Here is a 2,656-nt window from a genome sequence, read left to right on the forward strand (position 1 = left end):
ACCCTTCTGTGAGATTTCCGCGTTGAGTCCGAACAGGACAACACCTGAAAAAGAGAGACATCATGCCGCACGATAAAGCCCCACATGAAACGAGTTCATTATACCATCTGGCAGAACGCACCCTTGCGCAGCCCAAACTGGCCACCAAAGCAGAGGTGCTGGAACTGGCGACATTTGTGCTGAAAGGAGGCGAACACGCCTCTGACGTGGAACGTGAAATTGCCAAAAAAGCCCAGCATAATCCCGAAGGTGTGACAGCAGCAGAACTGCAGGGACTGGCAACAAAAGTACTGGCAGGCCGCAAATGAGCCATCCATCCCACACTCCCCCGGCGCTGTCTTCCCTTCAGAAAGAACTGGGCGATCTGCAACGCAAAATTGCTGAGGCAGAAAAAAATGAGCCCAACCATGTAAGTGCTCTGCGCAAACGCGAACGTGAGGTTTCGGAAGAAATTACCCGCCTTTCCCGATAGGAAAAGCATTGCTGCCATGTAAGGCCCGCCCACCCGGTATGGGCAGGTAAGCTTCCGTGCCGGGGCGCAATGGGCTAGAAACACAGAGTTGTTTCTGTCTTCCGCTTTGGTAGGCGCATTGCCTATTTTGCACTGCCTATCGAGGCTTTTTATTTTTTGTCCGTGGCAACGTGCCCTCCCTTACAGAGGACCACACAGCCCGATTTTATAGATGAGATGAGTATAGATATGCGCTTTATTCCCCTTATGGCCATCGCCGCCAGCCTTGCCGTAACACCGGTTGCCAGCCACGCCACATCCCTGCACACGCATTGGGAACAGTACAAAGCAGGCCGGGCATTCCGCCATCTGTCCAATGATGGGCAGAAAGCCTTTGGCGATATTCTCAAAGCGCGTGATCTGCTGGCTGCCGGTAACACGGATGCCGCCATCCCCGCACTGTATGATGCCAACAAGCGCCTGACCGCCGCAGGCAAGGCCAGCACCAAGTTCAAGGCAGCAGAAGCTTCTTTGCAGCCTGCCCCCCAGCATGCACCAGCGGCTGGCCATGTGCCTGCCACCACGCCTACAGACTGGATTCCGGTAGGGGGTGAACTTATTGCAAGCGAAACACTGGCTCCTGAGAAAAAGGCTGCCGTGGCCACCGCCAACAAGCAGCTTCAGGCTGGTGATACGCAGCAGGCAGCCCAGAGCATGCAGGTTGTGGGTGAAGATGTAGACTTCATTGTCGCACTGGCCCCACTGGCACAGACACAGGGGGCCCTTAACCGCGCAACAGTCTTCACGGAAGGCCGTCAGCCCAAGGAAGCACTGGATGCGCTGGACCAGACACTGAGCAACCTTGTCTTTGTGTCTCAGGATTTTGTGGAAACAGCTATCCCTGCCACACAGGGTGGCAAAGCGGCCTCAACTCCGAAAGCAAAGAAATAAGACTGCTTTCTAAAAGAGGTCTGGTTTGACTATCAGCCCTCTTTACAGAAAAAACGGCACCCTTCTTTTCTACACGCTGCTCAGCCAGCCTGTAGGAAAAGAAGACCGGGTTGAAGCTGAAACAACGGTGTTGCAGGCGTCAAGGCAACACCGTTGAACCAAAAAACTCTTCTATAGCCCTACGACAAAAACATTCCGCCGCCGAACCTGACAGGGGCCTTTAACCAGGCCAGCCGGCCTAGCTGTCAGGTTGTGAGACGTCATTGGGATGATGTAGCGTGGGCGATACCGCGTTATGCTTCGTTGTTTTCTTCCGTTTGCAGGGAGACCGAATGATGCTTCAGATCCACCCACAGGCACGCACGACACCGGCTGTCCGGGCTGAGATAGCTCGTTCGTCAGAACCGACATCCGTGCTCGCCAGACGCTACGGGATCAGCGATGAAACAGTCCGCAAGTGGCACAGGCGTGGTTCGGACGCCTGTCAGGACCGCAGCAGCCGTCCCTGGAGGCTGGCCTGGAAAGCCTCGGAGGAGGAGCGCGCCATTGTCTGTCAGCTTCGGCGTTCTACCGGTTTTGGTCTGGATGATCTGACCTTTGTCTTACGGCATTTCCTGCCGCATCTGAACCGGGACAATATCTGGCGGATACTGAAAGACGCCGGATTGAACAGGCTGCCTCCTGTTCCAAAGGCCGGACCAGTTCGGGGACAGGGAAAGTTCCGCGATTACGATCCCGGTTATGTCCATATCGATGTGAAACATCTGCCAAAATTACAGACAGCAGATGGGGACCGGCGGAAACGTTTTCTGTATGTCGCCATCGATCGCTGTTCCCGTTCAGTGCACCTGGCTGTTTATGACGCGGAAAATGCGGATAATTCCGTTGATTTCCTCAATGCCGTCAAATCGGCCTTTCCTTTCCGGATCACCCATATCCTGACCGATCGTGGCTCCTGCTTTACAGCGGACGCCTTCGAAAAAGCCTGTCATGACATGGGAATCGACCGACGCCGGACCAAGGCTTACTCCCCTCAGACCAATGGAATGGTGGAACGCTTCAATGGCCGTGTCGCTACAGAAGTACTGCAGGTCTGTGTCTCAAACCATGAAGATCTGGAAATTCTGCTCAGAGGCTTCTGTTTCGCCTACAATCATCGCCCGCAGCGTGTTCTGGGCGGCATCGCTCCCGCCCAATGCATCATCTCATGGCTTGAAAAACATCCCGCGTCACGTAATCAAGACTATATCAAAC

Annotated in this window: 4 protein-coding genes; all 4 read left to right on the forward strand. The window is 54.6% G+C overall.

Annotated elements, in window-relative coordinates; all coding sequences use genetic code 11:
* Nucleotides 1–62: 62 nt before the first annotated feature.
* Complete coding sequence (locus AD928_RS00425) at nt 63–308, forward strand: hypothetical protein (protein ID WP_045542469.1); 246 nt, start codon at nt 63–65, stop codon at nt 306–308.
* On the forward strand, nt 305–472 hold the full coding sequence (locus AD928_RS14595) for a hypothetical protein (protein WP_156470013.1): 168 nt from the start codon (nt 305–307) through the stop codon (nt 470–472). The genes AD928_RS00425 and AD928_RS14595 overlap by 4 nt, the downstream gene beginning before the upstream one ends.
* 228 nt (nt 473–700) lie before the next feature.
* Nucleotides 701–1,402 carry a YfdX family protein gene (locus AD928_RS00430; RefSeq protein ID WP_061498456.1) on the forward strand — a complete coding sequence of 234 codons (702 nt, stop codon included), beginning with the start codon at nt 701–703 and terminating at the stop codon, nt 1,400–1,402.
* A 335-nt stretch (nt 1,403–1,737) separates the two neighbouring features.
* On the forward strand, nt 1,738–2,656 hold a 919-nt coding region (locus AD928_RS00435), incomplete at its 3' end, for an IS481 family transposase (RefSeq protein WP_062247378.1).

Source organism: Acetobacter cerevisiae (assembly GCF_001580535.1).
Taxonomy (GTDB): Bacteria; Pseudomonadota; Alphaproteobacteria; order Acetobacterales; family Acetobacteraceae; genus Acetobacter; species Acetobacter cerevisiae.

What these genes read in the sequence shown, in the direction of transcription:
- AD928_RS00425 (WP_045542469.1), top strand. Translation starts at nt 63, where the DNA reads ATGCCGCACGATAAAGCCCCACATGAAACGAGTTCATTATACCATCTG.
- AD928_RS14595 (WP_156470013.1), top strand. Translation starts at nt 305, where the DNA reads ATGAGCCATCCATCCCACACTCCCCCGGCGCTGTCTTCCCTTCAGAAA.
- AD928_RS00430 (WP_061498456.1), top strand. Translation starts at nt 701, where the DNA reads ATGCGCTTTATTCCCCTTATGGCCATCGCCGCCAGCCTTGCCGTAACA.